This is a genomic window from Allosphingosinicella sp. (genome assembly GCF_046295735.1).
In the GTDB taxonomy this organism is placed as follows: domain Bacteria; phylum Pseudomonadota; class Alphaproteobacteria; order Sphingomonadales; family Sphingomonadaceae; genus Allosphingosinicella.
Genome location: NZ_JBKBMQ010000012.1, coordinates 106,749 through 121,320, shown reverse-complemented (window position 1 = coordinate 121,320; position 14,572 = coordinate 106,749). Strand labels below are relative to the sequence as shown.

Below are 14,572 nucleotides of genomic sequence, written 5' to 3'. Positions count from 1 at the left end.
GGAGGCTTCACCACCAAGCTGCACGCCCGCTGCGACGGCCAGGGACGACCGCTCGGCTTCGTGCTGACGCCGGGGCAGGCCCACGACACCCAAGGCTTCGCACCGCTGTTCCGGATGCTTGTTGTAGCGGAACTCGAACTCCGCGAGGTAGCGGTGAAGGTGCTGCTCGCCGCAGTGCTGATAGACACCCTTCATGCCGCGCTTGAAGATGGAGAAGGCGCCTTCCACGGTGTTGGTGTGGATCGTGCGATCCTCGGCGTTCACATACTCATTGAGGCGGTGACTGGTGGTGCCATGCTCCGCATATTCGCGGCCGAGCATGGTGTAGATGCGGCTCATCCGCCACCAGCCCGACCGCGACCAGCCTTTCCCCCTGGCCCTGGCCCTGCGCCGGCGCCGCGACCAGCAGCGCCAGCCACGCCGCCAGGCAGTGGAGCAGCCGGACCGATGCCCGCCGGGATGTCGAGATGCGTTCACCAGTCATGTCGCGACGGCTGACACGGTGCCGCGCGGCTGACCATATGCCGAAGGTCATGCCCCGCCGGGACGGCTTTCGGACTGCCCGCCCCTCATCCGCGAGGCGCCGACTGCTCACCCGATCGACTAAAAAGCTTTCCTACAGGCCCACCGATATGGTTCGCTGCTGGTGGATCGGAAGCTTCCGATTCGCCGGACGGATCCGGGTCGGCGACTGATCGAGCGGATCGATTGAACAGACTTTATTGATGGAGGGAATTTCTCTCGCACGCCTAACCTTCCTGAACTTAGCCGTTTCGGAAGGCGGCGGGCCGCCGGTCGCGCTTTGGAAAGGCGCCTGCGCCTGATTGCTTCGCCGGGCCGAACAAGGGGATGCCGCATGAACAGGATGGACCATGACGTCCGCGAGAGGGTCGAGCTCAAGAAGTGCAAATACCAAGCCGCGGTATGTTCGCATCCACGTCGCTCGCACTCGCTCTTCGAACCTGCCAATCCATTCAGTAGGTGCTCCCGAAGAGTCGGGGAGACTATCTTTTGGGGCATCGGCAACGGGAACTCGGGTGGGATAGCCTGCAACCGGGGCTTGGAACTACCGTGTCTACATTTGCGCGAGCTTGAGCTCTCAATCGGCTGTGAGATCCGCAGAGCCAAGCACCGCTGCTCGACTTCATTGCCACCCTCGACGCCTCCCGACATAGTGGCCGCAAAACATTCCATCGAAAGTTTGGCAAGATGCGGAAGTCCCCTACTGCATCCGGTCTCCCGTGGTTTAGCGGGAGCGTCAGAGCGGCAGAGGAGGGTATCCTCCTTGATGGCGCGCAGGGCGCCGGCTCCGTCCAGCCGCAGCACAAGGCGCAGAGGCCGGCGGATCATCGCACTCCCGGTGACATTGCCTTCTTCGCGCTGCTCCTTGGGGCTTCCTTCCTTGCCTATTGGATGGCTCTGGCGATTGCCTTGCCGCTTGCTTGGCAGCCTGCCGCGCGGGCGGCGATGGTCAACGCCGCCTCGCTGGCACTCGTCGCCATTCCCACCCACCTGCTCCTTCGGGAGAAGGTGCTCTGAGGCTGCCGGGCGACAGCATGGTTCGTTCACCGGCCCAGGATGCCCATTCGCCGAATTCCTCCCGGCGCAAATAAGGAGTTCGGTAAGCGGAGCCCTGGTCAGGGAGGAAGAGATCCATGTTGCGCTGGCTGTTACTCGCACTTTCCATGTTGTTACCGGCTGCGGCGGCTCACGCTCAGTCCGCGGAGCCGATCGAACTGACGGTCGCGGCAGACATGATCGCCGGGCGCCTTTACGAGGCTCCGGACGGGAGCGGCGCCGTTGTGCTGATGCTGGGTGGTTCTGATGGCGGCTATCCGTCGCGTCGCGCTGCGCAGGACCTGGCCGCAAGCGGGTACCCGACGCTGGCGCTGGCCTACTTCAGCGGCTTTTCGGGTCGGGTTGCGGGTCTACCCGACCGGCTGGAGGAGATCCCGCTGGCCTATTTCGGCCGGCCTCTGGCATGGATGCGAGCGCGCTTTCCTCGGCGACCAATCGTGCTGATGGGCGAGTCACGAGGCGCCGAGCTCGCGCTTTTGCTCGCTTCCCGTCACCGCGACATCGCCGGGATTGTCGCATTCTCGCCTTCCTCATTGGTGTGGGGCGCGGTGGGCGATGCCAGCGGTCGCAGGGCGGCCTGGCAGGACGCGCGCGGTCCGGTTCCCTATGCGGCTAGCGAGCCTCAACCCGGCCCAAGTGCCTTCGCGGCCGCCTTGGCCGACCCGGCGCAGCGACGCCGGGCCGCCATCCCGTCGAGCGGATCGCTGGCCCGATCCTGCTGGTGTCGAGCCGCGCGGACAACATCTGGCCGGCAGCGCGCATGGCGGATCAGATTGCCGAGCGCTTGCGGCGGGCGCGCTTCCGGCATGCGGTTACAAACCTTCAATATGAGGATGCCAGCCACCTCTTGATGGGACCGGGGCCGGGCCTCGTCACCTTTGGCGAGGGTGAGAACCGATTCTGGTTCGGAGGGACGGAAGAGGGTACCCTCGCCGCACGGACGGAGGCCTGGGCCGCAACGAAACGGTTCCTGAAGGCGCGCTCACGCAGAGCTCATTGATTGAGGCCGATTTTTGGCGGCGGAACCGCAGCCCGGGTGGGAGCCAGGATCTGAAGGATCTTCTCCGTGACAGAAATGCACGTAACGATCATGAGGTTGGAAAGTACGATGACTGTGTAGGGGGTCTCGGCCAGAGCATCCCATCCGGGTCACTCGATGGAGACCGTTCACCCTTCCTAATAGAGGCCGGGACGGGGCCGGCGCACCCGCGATTTCGCGGCGCGCGGCGCCGCCTTGACGGCGGGCGTGGGGCCCGCCCGCGCACGATCGGCACGGCCCGTCCCGCCGTGTTCGTCCGGCTTGTCGTCGGCTTTGTCTACGGGAGTCTCATCCATGGCCGCCACGTCCACCCTCGACCTTGGATGTGGGTCATGCGGCGCCCGGCCAGATGTGATTTTCGACGAAGCGCCGCTCCGGGCGACGAACGTCACCGATCAGGCGATACCGGGCTCCGGACGACCTTCAGGAGCACCCGCTCGAGCCAGTCGATTCGGCTGCGGATGGAACTCACGGCGCCGTCGTGGACGAACTCCTTGTAGGGCACGTCCACCTCCCGGCCATATTGCTCGACATCCTCGAGCTTGGCCGCCAGCGCGGCCTTCACCTCCACCAGCCAGGCGATCTGCTCGTCCCGTTCGAGAAGGCCGAAGGACTGGATCTTCGTGCGCAACGGATCTTCGAGCAGCAGATGCGGATCGCGCACCCGCAGCACCCAGGCGCGGACCGCGTCCCGGCCCGCAACGGTGCAACGCAGCCGCTCGACCTTGCGACCGCGTCCCGCGATCAACTCCGCCTCCACGAGGCCGCGGTCGCGCAGCCGCTGGATCAGCGGATAGAGCTTGCCCTTGCTGGTGCCGAAATTGCTGACCGGGGATTCTTCGTACACCTTGGCGACTTGATAGGCGCTCAGCGGTTGCGCCCGCAGCAGCAGAGAAAGGAACGTCCCTTCATTGTCGCTGAGCTCGTGCACGGCCGCACCCATCCTCGGGACCCCTAGACTTCAGGGGTTCACAAAGGCGTCACAAGTGGCGCTTGTCAACTTCGGCGCAAAGAAGAAGGGGCGGACCTTGCGGTCCGCCCCGAAGTTTTTCGACTTTTCCGCCGCTTCTTAGAAGCGGAGGTTCACGCCCACCGTGTAGCGACGGCCGAGGGCGTCGTACATGGTCGGGTAGGTGTTGCCGCTGTTGTAGGTCGTCGAACCCACGGTGTTGCCCACGTCCGGCGGATCCCGGTCGAGCAGGTTCTGCACGGTCAGCGTCATGCGCATGTTGTCCGCGATCGCGTGCTGGATGGACAGGTCGAAGTAGTCGGCCGACGGGATCCGCTGGTAAGCGGGGAACACCGTCGCCGGTCCACCAGTGGTCGGAGTACCGGTCGGCAGCTGCGGGTTCGGAGCCGGCGGCTCGACGCTGACCGAGGACAGGTGGCGCCACAGCAGCGACACGTCGGTCTGCGCGAAGCTGAGCGTCGTACGGACGTTCCAGGTCCACTTCGGCAGGGGCGGATCGCACGACACGCTGTAATGCGCAAGGCAGTCGCGGTTGATCGACGTCGGGGTCGCCTGGAACAGGAACTTCCGAGTCCAGGTGGCATTGCCGTTGAGGTTCAGGCGGGCAAAGCCGAGATCCCGGCGGAAGCTGGCGCCGAAGTCGAAGCCGTTCGTCTCGAGCCGGCCGAGGTTCGACGAACCCAGGAACGGACCCGGGGTCGTGTCGTTCGGGCCCGACAGGCCGCCGGTCAGCGGGTTACGCTTTGTGAGGGCGCACGCCGCAAGATCGCCACCGGTCAAGCAGGCGTCGATGACGTCGGCCTGAGAGGGCGCGGACACGTAATCCCGCACCTTGATGTCGAAGAAGTCGGCGGTGAAGGCCGTCCCCGGCAGGAATGTCGGCTGGAGCACCACACCGGCGGTGATGGTGGTTGCCGTCTCCGGAAGGAGGTTCGGGTTGCCGCCGCCGGTGGCGTTGATCTGACCCGCGACCGGCTGCGGAATGTTGCCGATCTGGGCCGCCGTGGCGCCCTGAGCGATACAACGGGCGGTGAGCGCCGCGTTGCCGACCGGGCCGCCCTCGGCGCAGGGGTCGGTGGTCCGGTTGGTGAGGAACGTCACCTGCGGCTGGAACAGCTCGCCGATGTTCGGGGCACGGACCGCGCGGGAATAGACGCCGCGCAGCTTGATGTCCCGGATCGGCATCAGGCTGGCGCCGACCTTGTACGTCCAGTTGCCGCCGGACGTGGAATAATCGGAGTAGCGGGCGCCGGCCTCGATGGTGAAGTTGTGGATGAAGCTGTCTTCGATCAGCGGGATCACGAGTTCGGCGAACGCTTCGCGCGCGTCATACTCACCGGTGATCGGAAGCGAAGCCGCGCCGGCGCCGAGCACCGCGCCCGGAGTCCGCGAGACCGCGTCGCCCCCCGACGAACCGCCGTAGCGGCGATATTCAAGACCGACGGCCACGCCGATCGGCTCGACCGCGAGCGGGCTGCCCCAGCCGAGATCGCCCGAGACCGTCGCCTGCGCGGCGGCGAGTTCGGTGTTGATGAAGGCGAAGGTCGGGATGTTGATGAAATCGAACATCGCCTGGGTGAACGTGCCTTCCGGACCGAAGATGTTGATCGGCACGCAGCCCGGGGGCGAGCCCGCTGGACATCCACGAACGCCCGCCTGCAGGCTGTCGCGCAGACCCTGGCCGAACGACGTGTTCTGACGATCCGATTCGCCGTACTGACCGCTGATTTCCCAGTTGAGGGTCGGGGTCAGCGGACCGCGGGCGCCGGCCACAACCTGGAAGGTGTGGGTCAGGTAATTCGTGCGACGCGGACCGGCTTCGGTGAAGCGACGGCCGATCTGGGTCGTCACTTCTTCACCGGCCGCGATGCGCGGAGCGCATTCCTCGGGCGTGCTGTTGCGGGTCGCGTTCGCGTTGGTCGCGGTGGGCGCCGGGACCTGGAAGAAGGCCTGGCAGAGCTGGAGGCGCTGGGTCGGCGTCAGGAACTGGTTGTTCAACGGAACCTGAAGATCCGTGAAGAAGCTACCCGACGGCGCGATCTGCTGGTCGACTTCGCTGTTGACGTAGAAAGCCTCGGTGAAGACCTCGATCGCCGGCGAAATCTCGTAGCGGGCCTGACCGAACACCGACCAGCGCTCCAGCGGAGTCTGGAAGACGTTCAGCGGGTTGAAGTTGTAGTTCGCCAGGTTGGCGGCACCGGTGAGGATCGAGCCGCCTTCAAAGCGGCCGACCACCGGAAACAGGATCGAAGCCGGAGTGGCAGTGGCCGATCCCTGGGGGTTGCCCGTCGCCGAGCTGCGGCTGACGGTACCCACCGCGCGAGCGCCCTGGAGAACCGGGTTGGTGTTCGAATAGCTGACGCTCAGCACCGCGTTGCCGCGGCCGTCGTCGAAGTTCGCGCCGGTGGTGAGATCGACCCGGTAGGACGAACCGTCGCCACGCTCGGTGATGCCGTAATTGGCATTGATGTCGATACCGGCGAAGTTGCGGCGGGTGATGAAGTTCACCACGCCCGCGACCGCGTCGGCGCCGTAGACCGAGGAGGCGCCGCCGGTGAAGACGTCGACACGCTCGAGCAGCGCGACCGGGATGATGTTGAGGTCGACCACGCCGGCGAGGGTCGCCGGAACGACGCGACGCTCGTTCATGAGGATGAGGTTGCGGTTCGGACCGAGGCCGCGCAGGTTGAGCTGCGCCGAACCGTTGGTGCCGTTGTTCACCGCCGGGCCGATGCTCGGGACGGTGCCCGGCAGCTCACGCAGGAATTCTTCGGCCGAGATCGGCTGGGAAAGCGAGATCTCCGCCGCGTCGACGACCGTCACGGGGCTGGACTGCTCCAGGTTCGGACGCGCGATGCGCGAACCGGTGACGACGATCGCGCCGGTGGTCGGCGAATCGATGACGTCGGGCTGCGCCTCGACCGGCTGGCCGGCCGACTGCGCCAAAGCGGGCGCCGCGACCATGCCGCTCAGCCCCAGGATGGTGGAGGCGAGCAAGCTTCTCTTGATTAACGTGTTCGACATTTCAGTCCCCTTGCTGCGGCATCTGCCGGCCGCTCTCTGACGGGTCTCCAAATGGAGCCGAGGCCTCGTCGGGCCTTGCGCCCCGTCGAGTTTGGTCCTCTTCGTACTGAATATCGCACTCGTTCTGGGGGGCAAGTGGACCGGTGGTCCTAATCGCACTTCATTGCAGCAACGTTGCAGTTCGGCCACAGTCCTCGCTCGCTCAGGCCGCTTCGGCGAACTCGAAGGCGAACGTCCCGGCGATTGTATCCGACGTCGCCCGCTCTACGGCCGCCGACCGGTCGCTGACGGCGCAGCCATGCCAGCTGGGAAGCAAGGTCGGCAGAGCGATCGCGGCCTCCATCCGGCCGAGCACTGTTTCCCCGACGCCGTCGCGCAGCGATACGTGCGTCCCGTAGCGGCGACCTGCGGCGCGGACATGCTGCGCGAGCGCCGCGGCAGCCGTACCAAGGACCTGCTCCCGATAAAGATCGCCGACCCACGCTTCAACGAGGGACTCGCGCACCAACACGCGCAACATGTCCACATAGACACCGCGACCCAGCAGGTCCGCGAACGCCTGCAGGAAGCTTCGCGCCGCCTGGTGGACGGTCGCGGCCGGCGCGACCTCCAGCGCTTCAATTTCGCTTCGCACCCTGGCGAAGATTCGGGCGACAGCCTTCCGCTTCAGCCATTCGAGATCGGGGAAATAGGACCTGACGGTGCTCGACTTGGCGCCGCATTCCCGCGCGAGCGCTTCACGCGAGAAGGCGGCGAAGGGCGCCCGCGCCAGCATGAGGGCAGCCGCGTCGATCAACTCGTCCTTGTGCCGTTCCCGAGCGGAAATTCGAGCCATGGCGCTTGCCCTCACCTTGCAATTCCGCACGTTGTCTAGTACGTTTCGGACTATATCGTCAATTAGCAGGAGAGCGGCGTGAAGATTGCGGACATTGCCGACCGCGTTTCGGCCGATCAGGGGATCAGCCGCGCCGCCGCGCGTGAGATCATCGACGGGCTCCTTCAAACGATTGGCGACGCGGCCGCGCGGGGCGAGGAGATCCACTTGCCGGCCTTCGGCAAGTTCACGGTCGTCGATCGCGCAGAAGCCGCGGGGCGCGGCCGCCGGCTCCGTTTCATCCCCGCCGCGCCGCTGAAGCACAAGCTCAACGGCTGAGGTCCCGGCGGTATCTGGATCGACCCTTCAGAGCACCGCTACGGTATTCACGGATCGCCCGATCCGCAGCTCATCGCAAGACCGCGAGCCATGGCTACGTGCGCCTGACCAACTGGCATGCGCGGGAGCTGTCGGAGGCCGCAGCAAGGGCACGAAAGCCGTTCTTATGGAGCCCGGGGGCGCGGCCAAAAACTGCCTCCATATTCATGCAGGGCGCATATCGAAGATCAGGATAAAACCGCGCCATACGCTCCGCTATCTGGTTAACTTCAGCCATATACCGGATCCCTGGATCTTTCCTGACGCCGCTCAAGGCATTCTGGTCCGCCAGAGCGTGTGGAACTGAGCTATTGGTAGCCGGTTGGATGAGCATGCAAACACCTGAGCCAGACAGCGAGGTTGCCGATCCGGCCGACCTTATCGAGGCCAAGGCGATCGGCTTCGTCGAAGGCTTTTTCTACCAACTGCCCAACATCATCGCTGGCCTCGTTCTTCTGCTAATCGCCTGGGGGCTCGCCCGCCTCGTCAGAGCGGGGGTGACCCGAGCGGCAGAGCGACGAGGACGGCACGATCTTGGCTCGCTCCTAGGCTCCCTCGCCTTTGGGGCGTTCATGCTCGTAGCCTTCCTGATGGCGGCGGCCATCATCTTCCCGACCATCGCGCCCGGGGACATTCTCGCGACGCTCGGCATCGGTTCGGTCGCCATCGGCTTCGCCTTCAAGGATATCCTGCAAAATCTTCTCGCCGGGCTCCTTCTGCTGCTGAGGAGGCCGTTCAAACAAGGCGATCAGATCAAGGTTAAGGAATATGAAGGAACGGTTGAGCACATCGAGAGCCGCGCCACCATCATAAAGACTTATGACGGTCGCAGAGTCATAATCCCCAATGCGGACATCTATACCTCCCCCGTGATGGTGAACACCGCCTATGACATCCGGCGCGATGAATATGATGTCGGGATCGGCTATGGCGACAATCCCTCGGAGGCTGCCGAGGCGTTCGTCGAAGCGGTGAGGCTGGTGGAAGGCGTGATTGAAATGCCCGCGCCCGAATGCCTTCCCTGGGAGCTGGCGGACTCCACGGTCAATCTCAGGGTCCGCTGGTGGACTCAGTCGGAACGTCGGGATCAAGTCCATGTCCGCGCCCGCGTGATCCTCGCTATCTTCAATGTGGCCAATGAGCGGGGCATCGACCTTCCATTTCCGACGCAGGTCGTCCTTTTCCATGATCAGTCGGAGGAGAGTGATGGCGACCGCTCGCGGCAACGCGAAGGCTGGCCCGCCGGCGAGAAGCCGCCGCGGCCGCGTAGGAAAGCCGCGGAAGCCGGGCCCGAAGAGGAAAACTAGCCTAAGCTGAAGCCCGGTCAACGGCGAGCCGCCTACAGCGCCCAACTCTGACCAAGAATGGTGCCCAGGAGAGGACTCGAACCTCCACGCCCTTGCGAGCGCCAGCACCTGAAGCTGGTGCGTCTACCAATTCCGCCACCTGGGCACGGGGTAGGAGCGGCGAGTTAGGGGCGCGCGAGGCGCTTGTCAATGAAGGTTCGAGCGGGCAATGGGGGCGCGACTTTCGAAGGCGGAAATTCCAGATGGTTCAGAAGAATGACCGGGTGGTGACGGTGTTCGGCGGCGGCGGCTTCGTCGGCCGCTACGTGGCGCAGGCGCTCCATCGCCACCGCGTGCGGGTGCGCATCGCCCAGCGCGATCCGCGCCGGGCCTTCTTCCTGAAGCCGCTCGGCGGGCTCGGCATGACGCAGTTCGTCCGCGCCGACGTGACCGACGCCGCTTCCGTCCGCGCCGCCGTCCAGGGCAGCGACGCGGTGATCAACCTGGTCGGCATCCTCAAGGGCAATTTCGAGGCGGTGCACGTGACCGGCGCCCGCAACGTCGCCGAGGCGGCGGCCGAGGCCGGCGCGGACGCGCTCGTCCACGTCTCCGCCATCGGCGCCGACGCCGCCTCCGAATCGCGCTACGGATCGTCCAAGGGCGTGGGCGAGGGGATGGTGCGCCAGGCTTTCCCGGGCGCCACCATCATTCGCCCCTCGGTCGTGTTCGGGATGGAGGACAATTTCGTCAACCGCTTCGCCCGCATGGCCCGGCTGCTTCCATTCATCCCGGTGCTGCGCGGCGGGGTGAAGCTGCAGCCGGTCTGGGCGGCCGATCTCGGCCGCGCGATCGCCGCCGCCGCGCTCGATCCGCGCACGCATGGCGGCCAGACCTACGAGCTCGGCGGACCGCAGGCGATCTCGATGCGCGATCTCAACGGCTGGATCTGCCACGCGACCGGGCGCGGCACCAAGCCGGTCGCCGAGATCCCGGACGTCGCCGGTCGCCTCCTCGCCCGCACCAGCGGCTGGGTGCCGGGCGCGCCGATCACCTGGGACCAGTGGCTGATGCTGCAGCAGGACAATGTCGCCTCGCCCGACCTGCCGGGATTCGAGGCGTTCGGCATCTCGCCCGCGCCGCTCGCCGCCGTCACCGAAGGCTGGCTCACCCATTACCGCCGGCAGGGCCGCTTCGCCCAGTCGCCTTATTGACGAGGCCTCGGCTTTCCGCGCCTCGGCCGCCGGGGCGGCGGCGCCCCGCCGTTTCCCCTAGCCCAGCGAACAGAGGTTCATGAACAGCGCATCCGTCATCACCATCATCCTGCTGGGCATCCTCGAGGGGATGACCGAGTTCATCCCGGTCTCCTCGACCGGCCATCTGGTCCTCGCCTCGACCCTGCTCGGCTTCGAGGGGGAGGCGTCCAAGACCTTCAAGATCGCGATTCAGATGGGCGCGATCCTCGCCGTGCTCGTCGCCTATCACAGCCGCTTCACCGGCGTCGCGGCGGGCCTGCTGCGCCGCGATGCCGGCAGCTTCGCCTTCAGCCGCAACATCCTGCTCGCTTTCCTGCCGGCGATGGTGGTGGGCTTCATCTTCTACGCCAACATCCGCGTGTTGCTGGAGACGCCGGAGGTGGTCTGCGTCGCCCTGGTGCTCGGCGGCATCGCCATCCTCCTCATCGAACGGATGGTGAAGACGGTGCGGTTCGACAGCGTGGAGGCGATCAGCACCCGCACCGCGCTGATCATCGGCGTCATCCAGTGCCTCGCCATGATCCCGGGCGTCAGCCGCTCCGGCGCGACCATCATGGGCGCGCTGGTGATGGGCGTGGAGCGCAAGACCGCAGCCGAATTCAGCTTCTTCCTCGCCGTCCCCACCATGCTCGCGGCGACGGTCTACGATCTCTACAAGAATCGCGACATCCTGACCGCCGACGATGTGGGGGCGATCGGGATCGGTTTCGCGGTCGCCTTCGTGACGGCGCTGATCGTGGTGAAGGCGTTCGTGGCGATCGTTTCCCGCTTCGGCTTCGCGCCCTTCGCCTGGTACCGAATCGTGATCGGGACGGTCGCGCTCGTCTGGCTGCTGGGCCGTTGACAGGAACCGCGTCATGTTCGCACGCCTGAGCCTCCTCGTCGCCGCTTTCTGGCTCGCATCGCCCGGCGCCGCGCTCGCGCAACCGGCGGCGACGCCCGATCCGGAGGCGCTGGTCGCCGCCCGCGAAATGCTGGCGGAGGTGGGGCTGGCCGATCAGATGGAAGCGATGGTGCTCCAGACCGGCAATGCGACGATGACGACGATGCTGCGCCAGATCGAGGAGGACCAGGGCATCGAACTGCCGCCGGAGCTTGAGGGGCGTCTCCGGCAAGTCGCGCTCGAACATCTCCAGGACTATGTCGCCGCCGTGCGCGACACCGCGGTCGAGGATGCGGCGGTGATCTACGCCCGCTATTTCAGCGCCGAGGAGCTGCGGGAGTTGCGCCGGCTTCAGACGCACCCCGTCATGGTGAAGATGAACCGCATCGCCCCGCAATTCATGGCCGAGATCCAGCAGGTGGGCTTGGCCGAGGCGGCCCGGCGCCTGCCGGACCTGCAGCGCCGGATCGGCGAGCTTCTCCTCGACTATCTGCGCGAGCAGAGGCCGCCCGGCTCCGACAGCTGATTCCTCAGCCGTGGGCGCCGGCGAGCCAGCACGGATCCCAGGAAGGCTCCGGCCCGAAGCGGTCGGTCAGGAAATCGACCAGCGCGCGCACCCGCGCCGTCGCGGCGCGGCCGGGCGGCATCACGACATGGAGGCCCACTTCCTCCAGCGGATGGCGGCGCAGCAGCACTTCGACCTTGCCCGCTTCGATGGCGGGAGCGGCGATGAAGCTCGGCAGGATGCAGATGCCGAGGCCGGCGACCGCGGCGGCGAGCAGCATGTCGCCATTGTCGGCCCGTAGCCGCGGTCGCACCCGTACCTGTTCCCAGCCGTCGCCGACCCGGAAGCGCCACTGCTCGTTGGCGTAGAGCAGCAGATCGTGGCCGGGGAGGTCCGCCGGCACCTCGGGGCGGCCGCGGGCGGCGAGATAAGCGGGGCTGGCGATCAGCACCTTGCGGACCGGCGCGATCCGCCGCGCGATCAGCGCCGAATCGGCGAGCTTTCCGATCCGCACCGCAAGGTCGTAGCCGCCGCCGACCAGATCGACGCTGCGGTCCTCATATTCGATGTCGAGCTCCACCCGCGGATGGGCGGCGGCGAAATCGGCCAAGGCGGGCGCGAGATGGGCGACTCCGAAGGACAGCGGCGCCGACAGCCGGATGGGGCCCGCCACCTGCGTCACCGCTTCCGCGACGATCTCCTGTGCCGCCTCCAGGTCGGCGAGGATGGCGGAGGCCCTCGCATAATAAGCCTCGCCGATGTCGGTCGGCTGGGCGCCGCGCGCGGTGCGGGTGAGAAGGCGGGCGCCGAGCTGTTCCTCCAGCCGCGCGACCCGGCGGGAAAGGACGGGTTTCGAGATGCCCATCCGCTCCGCCGCGCGGGCGAAGGCGCCGGTTTCCACCACCCGCACGAACGAGAGGACATCCACCAGATCGACCGCGGACCGTTCCATATTTTGCAACACCATGATGCGGCAGGATCGTCTACCGGCAACGCAGCTAGCGCCATATCTTCCCGGAGACAAGAATTGGAAAAAGGGAAGCGATCCATGAAGGCTCTCATCATCACCAGCAGCGCGCTCGGCGACTCCTCGGTTTCGAACCGCCTGGCGGGCGAACTGATCGACCGGCTGCGCGCGCAGGATCCGTCGCTCGAAACGATCGTGCGCGATCTCGGCAGCGATCCGGTGCCGCATCTCCTGCCCGAGACCGTGTCCGCGATCCGCGGCACGCCGGAAGGCGAGGCGGGGCGGGAGGCGCTCGCGCTGTCCGACACGCTCGTCGCCGAGATCCAGGCGGCGGACGTGATCGTGATCGGTTCGCCGATGTACAATTTCGGCATCGCGTCGACGCTGAAGGCCTGGTTCGACCATGTGCTGCGCGCCGGCGTCACCTTCCGCTACACCGAGGCGGGGCCGGAAGGCCTGGTCAAGGGCAAGAAGGCGGTGGTGATCGAAACCCGCGCCGGCTTCTACAGCGAAGGTCCGGCCGCCGCGATGGACGGGCAGGAACCGCATCTGCGCATCCTGCTCGGCTTCATGGGGATCGACGACGTGACGTTCGTCCGCGCCGAGAAGCTGGCCTTCGGTCCCGAAGCGGCTTCGCAGGCGATCGACGACGCCGCGCGGCAACTGGCGGGGCTTGCCGAGCGCGAGCTCGCGCTGGCCGCCTGAAGAGAGGAGGAAACGATATGATCGAGTTGAGGAAGTTCACGACGCTCGGCCATGCGGACCATGGCTGGCTGAACGCGCGCCACCATTTCTCCTTCGCCAACTACTACGATCCGGCACGGATGGGCTGGGGCGCGATCCGGGTGTGGAACGACGACGAGATCGCCGCTCGCTCCGGCTTCCCGCCGCATCCGCACCAGGACATGGAGATCATCACCTATGTCCGCACCGGCGCGATCACCCATCAAGATTCGATGGGCAACAAGGGCCGGACGGCGGCGGGCGACGTCCAGGTGATGTCGGCCGGCACGGGCGTGCGCCATGCCGAGTACAATCTGGAGGATGAGCTGACGACCATCTTCCAGATCTGGGTACAGACCGACCGGCCCGGCGCCGATCCGAGCTGGGGCGCGAAGCCCTTTCCGAAGGGCGCGCGGGCCGGCCGCTTCGTGACGCTGGCGAGCGGCGACGAAGGTGACGCGGAGGCGCTCCGCATCAACGCCGCCGCAAGGGTGCTGGGCGCGACGCTGAAGGCGGGCGAGGCGGCCGAGCTGACGCTCGATCCGGCGCGCCACGTCTATCTCGTTCCCGCCACCGGCGCGATCGAGGTGAACGGCGTGCGGGCCGATGCGCGCGACGGCATCGCCGTCACCGGCGAGTCGAAGCTGTCGATCCGCGCTCTGGAGGAAGCGGAGATCGTGCTGGTCGACGCGAAGTGAAAGCGGGCCGCGCCGCGCCTCAGGTCGCGCGCGGCTCGTCACCCGGCGTGTGGACCCTGGTGGTCCGCGGGTCCGGATGCTCGTGTTGGACGGTGCGGACATAGCCGTCCCGCCGCTTCACGAGGCCCAGCAACCCGAACAGGCCGAGCAGGCCCAGCAGCCCCCAGTCGAACCCGCCGCGGCGGCCTTCCGCATATTCGGCCGTCCCATATTCGTTCAGCACCGGATCCGCGAAAAGCGAGTCGTTGAACCCCGGGCCGACCGGATCGTCGAGGATCTCGGCGGGCGGTATCGCCGGCACGGGCGGCGGAGGCGCCGCCGGTTCGGCCGCCGGTCCCGGTACGGGGTCCGGCGCAGGCGCGGGGGCAAGAGCAGGGGGAGGGGGCGGGGAGGGGGGGGGGGGGGGGGAGGGGGGGGGGGGGGGAGGGAGGGGAGCAAAAGACGAGACTGCGAA

At 66.7% G+C, this 14,572-nt stretch carries 15 protein-coding genes, 1 tRNA gene and 1 pseudogene; 10 read left to right on the top strand and 7 right to left on the bottom strand.

The window, feature by feature from the left end; all coding sequences use genetic code 11:
- Positions 1-120: 120 nt before the first annotated feature.
- Positions 121-336, bottom strand: a pseudogene (locus tag ACK4K7_RS12520) (transposase); the annotation flags it as partial.
- 1,077 nt (positions 337-1,413) lie between these two features.
- Here ACK4K7_RS12520 and ACK4K7_RS12515 point away from each other — a divergent pair.
- The 3 genes from ACK4K7_RS12515 to ACK4K7_RS12505 all read left to right on the top strand — a co-directional run bounded on the left by ACK4K7_RS12515 (position 1,414) and on the right by ACK4K7_RS12505 (position 2,578).
- Positions 1,414-1,539, top strand: a complete 126-nt coding sequence (locus tag ACK4K7_RS12515; protein ID WP_431866453.1) for a hypothetical protein — start codon at positions 1,414-1,416, stop codon at positions 1,537-1,539.
- 116 nt (positions 1,540-1,655) lie between these two features.
- Positions 1,656-2,429 carry an alpha/beta hydrolase gene (locus ACK4K7_RS12510; protein ID WP_431866462.1) on the top strand — a complete coding sequence of 258 codons (774 nt, stop codon included), beginning with the start codon at positions 1,656-1,658 and terminating at the stop codon, positions 2,427-2,429.
- Positions 2,321-2,578 carry an acyl-CoA thioester hydrolase/BAAT C-terminal domain-containing protein gene (locus ACK4K7_RS12505; protein WP_431866458.1) on the top strand — a complete coding sequence of 86 codons (258 nt, stop codon included), beginning with the start codon at positions 2,321-2,323 and terminating at the stop codon, positions 2,576-2,578. The genes ACK4K7_RS12510 and ACK4K7_RS12505 overlap by 109 nt, the downstream gene beginning before the upstream one ends.
- Positions 2,579-3,005: 427 nt before the next feature.
- On the opposite strand, the gene ACK4K7_RS12500 is transcribed toward ACK4K7_RS12505, so the two are convergent.
- The 3 genes from ACK4K7_RS12500 to ACK4K7_RS12490 all read right to left on the bottom strand — a co-directional run bounded on the left by ACK4K7_RS12500 (position 3,006) and on the right by ACK4K7_RS12490 (position 7,653).
- On the bottom strand, positions 3,006-3,560 hold the full coding sequence (locus tag ACK4K7_RS12500) for a PadR family transcriptional regulator (protein WP_431866451.1): 555 nt from the start codon (positions 3,558-3,560) through the stop codon (positions 3,006-3,008).
- A gap of 126 nt (positions 3,561-3,686) precedes the next feature.
- Entirely contained in the window at positions 3,687-6,611 is a 2,925-nt protein-coding gene (locus ACK4K7_RS12495) for a TonB-dependent receptor domain-containing protein (protein ID WP_431866449.1), read from the bottom strand.
- A 202-nt stretch (positions 6,612-6,813) separates the two neighbouring features.
- Entirely contained in the window at positions 6,814-7,653 is an 840-nt protein-coding gene (locus ACK4K7_RS12490; protein WP_431866460.1) for a TetR/AcrR family transcriptional regulator, read from the bottom strand.
- Here ACK4K7_RS12490 and ACK4K7_RS12485 point away from each other — a divergent pair.
- Positions 7,570-7,764 carry an HU family DNA-binding protein gene (locus ACK4K7_RS12485; RefSeq protein WP_431866456.1) on the top strand — a complete coding sequence of 65 codons (195 nt, stop codon included), beginning with the start codon at positions 7,570-7,572 and terminating at the stop codon, positions 7,762-7,764. The two genes, ACK4K7_RS12490 and ACK4K7_RS12485, sit on opposite strands and share 84 nt — an antisense overlap.
- 365 nt (positions 7,765-8,129) lie before the next feature.
- Positions 8,130-9,110 carry a mechanosensitive ion channel family protein gene (locus ACK4K7_RS12480; protein ID WP_431866447.1) on the top strand — a complete coding sequence of 327 codons (981 nt, stop codon included), beginning with the start codon at positions 8,130-8,132 and terminating at the stop codon, positions 9,108-9,110.
- Between the two features lie 58 nt (positions 9,111-9,168).
- Here the strand turns inward: ACK4K7_RS12480 and ACK4K7_RS12475 are convergent.
- Positions 9,169-9,255: transfer RNA gene (locus ACK4K7_RS12475), tRNA-Leu, on the bottom strand.
- Between the two features lie 97 nt (positions 9,256-9,352).
- Here ACK4K7_RS12475 and ACK4K7_RS12470 point away from each other — a divergent pair.
- From ACK4K7_RS12470 to ACK4K7_RS12460, 3 genes are all read left to right on the top strand, one after another.
- Positions 9,353-10,300, top strand: coding sequence for a complex I NDUFA9 subunit family protein (locus ACK4K7_RS12470; RefSeq protein ID WP_431866445.1), 948 nt, complete (start codon positions 9,353-9,355; stop codon positions 10,298-10,300).
- 79 nt (positions 10,301-10,379) lie between these two features.
- Positions 10,380-11,186, top strand: coding sequence for an undecaprenyl-diphosphate phosphatase (locus ACK4K7_RS12465; RefSeq protein WP_431866444.1), 807 nt, complete (start codon positions 10,380-10,382; stop codon positions 11,184-11,186).
- A gap of 13 nt (positions 11,187-11,199) precedes the next feature.
- Entirely contained in the window at positions 11,200-11,751 is a 552-nt protein-coding gene (locus tag ACK4K7_RS12460; protein ID WP_431866443.1) for a DUF2059 domain-containing protein, read from the top strand.
- 4 nt (positions 11,752-11,755) lie between these two features.
- On the opposite strand, the gene ACK4K7_RS12455 is transcribed toward ACK4K7_RS12460, so the two are convergent.
- Positions 11,756-12,682: a LysR family transcriptional regulator gene (locus tag ACK4K7_RS12455; protein ID WP_431866441.1), complete on the bottom strand. Its 927-nt coding sequence runs from the start codon at positions 12,680-12,682 to the stop codon at positions 11,756-11,758.
- 96 nt (positions 12,683-12,778) lie between these two features.
- Between ACK4K7_RS12455 and ACK4K7_RS12450 the strand changes: the two genes are divergently transcribed.
- Positions 12,779-13,402: an FMN-dependent NADH-azoreductase gene (locus tag ACK4K7_RS12450; RefSeq protein WP_431866439.1), complete on the top strand. Its 624-nt coding sequence runs from the start codon at positions 12,779-12,781 to the stop codon at positions 13,400-13,402.
- Positions 13,403-13,419: 17 nt separating this feature from the next.
- Entirely contained in the window at positions 13,420-14,118 is a 699-nt protein-coding gene (locus tag ACK4K7_RS12445) for a pirin family protein (protein ID WP_431866437.1), read from the top strand.
- 19 nt (positions 14,119-14,137) lie between these two features.
- Here ACK4K7_RS12445 and ACK4K7_RS12440 read toward each other — a convergent pair whose 3' ends face one another.
- Entirely contained in the window at positions 14,138-14,419 is a 282-nt protein-coding gene (locus tag ACK4K7_RS12440) for a WGxxGxxG family protein (RefSeq protein WP_431866435.1), read from the bottom strand.
- Positions 14,420-14,572: the final 153 nt, after the last annotated feature.